2 protein-coding genes are annotated in these 1,681 nt (G+C 68.5%); both read left to right on the forward strand.

Features of this window, described 5'->3' with window-relative positions; genetic code table 11:
• The coding region (locus tag V7D28_RS15240; RefSeq protein ID WP_333588228.1) for a 3-hydroxyacyl-CoA dehydrogenase family protein at positions 1-260 on the forward strand (260 nt) is incomplete at its 5' end.
• Between the two features lie 109 nt (positions 261-369).
• Complete coding sequence (gene tipF, locus V7D28_RS15245) at positions 370-1,629, forward strand: flagella assembly cyclic-di-GMP phosphodiesterase TipF (RefSeq protein WP_333588229.1); 1,260 nt, start codon at positions 370-372, stop codon at positions 1,627-1,629.
• Positions 1,630-1,681 lie beyond the last annotated feature (52 nt).

Here is a 1,681-nt window from a genome sequence, read left to right on the forward strand (position 1 = left end):
AGGGCGTGGGCACGGTGGAGGCCATCGACACGGCCATGAAGCTGGGCGCCAACCATCCCATGGGCCCGCTGGAGCTAGGGGACTTTATCGGCCTGGACACCGTCCTGTCGATCATGAACGTCCTCTATGACGGCCTGGCCGACTCCAAGTACCGTCCCTGCCCGCTGCTGGTGAAATATGTCGAGGCCGGGTGGCTGGGCCGCAAGGCGGGCCGCGGCTTCTACGACTATCGCGGGGAAAACCCGGTTCCCACCCGCTAAGCCTGATCGGCTGCGGCCGATCCGCCCCCGTATTGGGCGATCTTGTTAATCTCATCGACTTGCCTGCCCCGGCTGAACGATACTGAGGGCGATTCGGACAGGCGGGTTCATGCGACGGCTGACGCTTGCGCTGCTCTGCGGCGCCTATCTCTGTCTGGCGCTGATCATCGCCCTTTCGCTCTGGCGGAACGGCGGCGGTTGGGGCGCCGGCGTCGCCGCCCTGGTGGGCGGCCTGGGCCTGGCCTTCGCCTTCCACGGCCTCATTGAGCACGCCCTGACCTCCACCGGCATCCGCGCCGAGATCGCCGCCCTGCGCGACGCCCACCGCATCCTGCTCGACCAGGTGGAAAAGGTGGACGCCCGGGTCACCGAGGTGGTGGAGACGGTCACCGACGACGCCCTGCGCCGCTCCGAGGAGCTGTCCAGCGAGGTCCACATGCTGGAGGATCTGGTCCAGCGCATGGGCCAGCGCCTGGAAGAACGGATGAGCGCCCCGCCCGTCCACCTGCGCACCCACCAGGACCAGCGCCGGGAGGCCGCCCTTCTGGAGACGGTGCGCGGCGCCCTGGCCGACAACCGCGTGGACCTCTATCTGCAGCCGGTGGTGGCCCTGCCCCAACGCAAGACGGTCTTCTACGAAAGCTTCTCGCGCCTGCGCGACGAGAGCGGCCGGGTGCTGATGCCGGCCGAGTACATCACCGTCGCCGAGGCCGAGGGCCTGATGACGGCCATCGACAACCTGCTGCTGTTCCGCTGCGTCCAGATCGTGCGCCGCCTGGCCAAGCAGGATCGCAAGGTCGGCATCTTCTGCAACGTGGCGGCCACCAGCCTCGGGGATGAGAGCTTCTTCCCGCAGTTCCTGGACCTGCTTTCGGCCAATCGCGACCTGGCCGGGGCGCTGATCTTCGAGATCGGCCAGGCGGCCTTCGAGGGTCGGGGCTCGGTGGAGGCCCGCAACATGGCCAAGCTGGCCGATCTGGGCTTCCGCTTCTCGCTGGACAAGGTGGATGACCTGGACTTCGACCTTCAGGACCTGTCGCGTTCGGACGTGAAGTTCGTGCGGGTCAGCGCCCAGAAGCTGCTGGACGAGATGGTCGAGCTGGACGGTCGCCTGGTGCTCAAGTCCCTCCCCGACCTGGCGGCCGAGGACTTCTGCCAGCTCACCCGTCGCTACGGGGTCGAGGTGATCGTCGAAAAGGTCGAGAGCGAACGCCAGATCGTCGACCTGCTGGAGCTGGACGTGGGCTATGGCCAGGGCCACCTGTTCGGCGAGCCCCGTCCGATCCGCGAGCAGGTGCTGGCCGAGGCCGATCCCCCCGCCGACTTCCTGCGTCAGGGCCTGCGGCGGCGGGCCGGCGGGCGGCTCTGAGCGCCCGGCCGTTGACCGCGGCCCCGCCGGCCTATACCGCCGCGCCATGACC

The sequence above is a fragment of the Phenylobacterium sp. genome (assembly GCF_036723115.1).
Taxonomy (GTDB): Bacteria; Pseudomonadota; Alphaproteobacteria; order Caulobacterales; family Caulobacteraceae; genus Phenylobacterium.

Excerpts from the sequence above, each read along its gene's own strand:
- tipF (WP_333588229.1), top strand. The coding sequence starts at position 370 with ATGCGACGGCTGACGCTTGCGCTGCTCTGCGGCGCCTATCTCTGTCTG.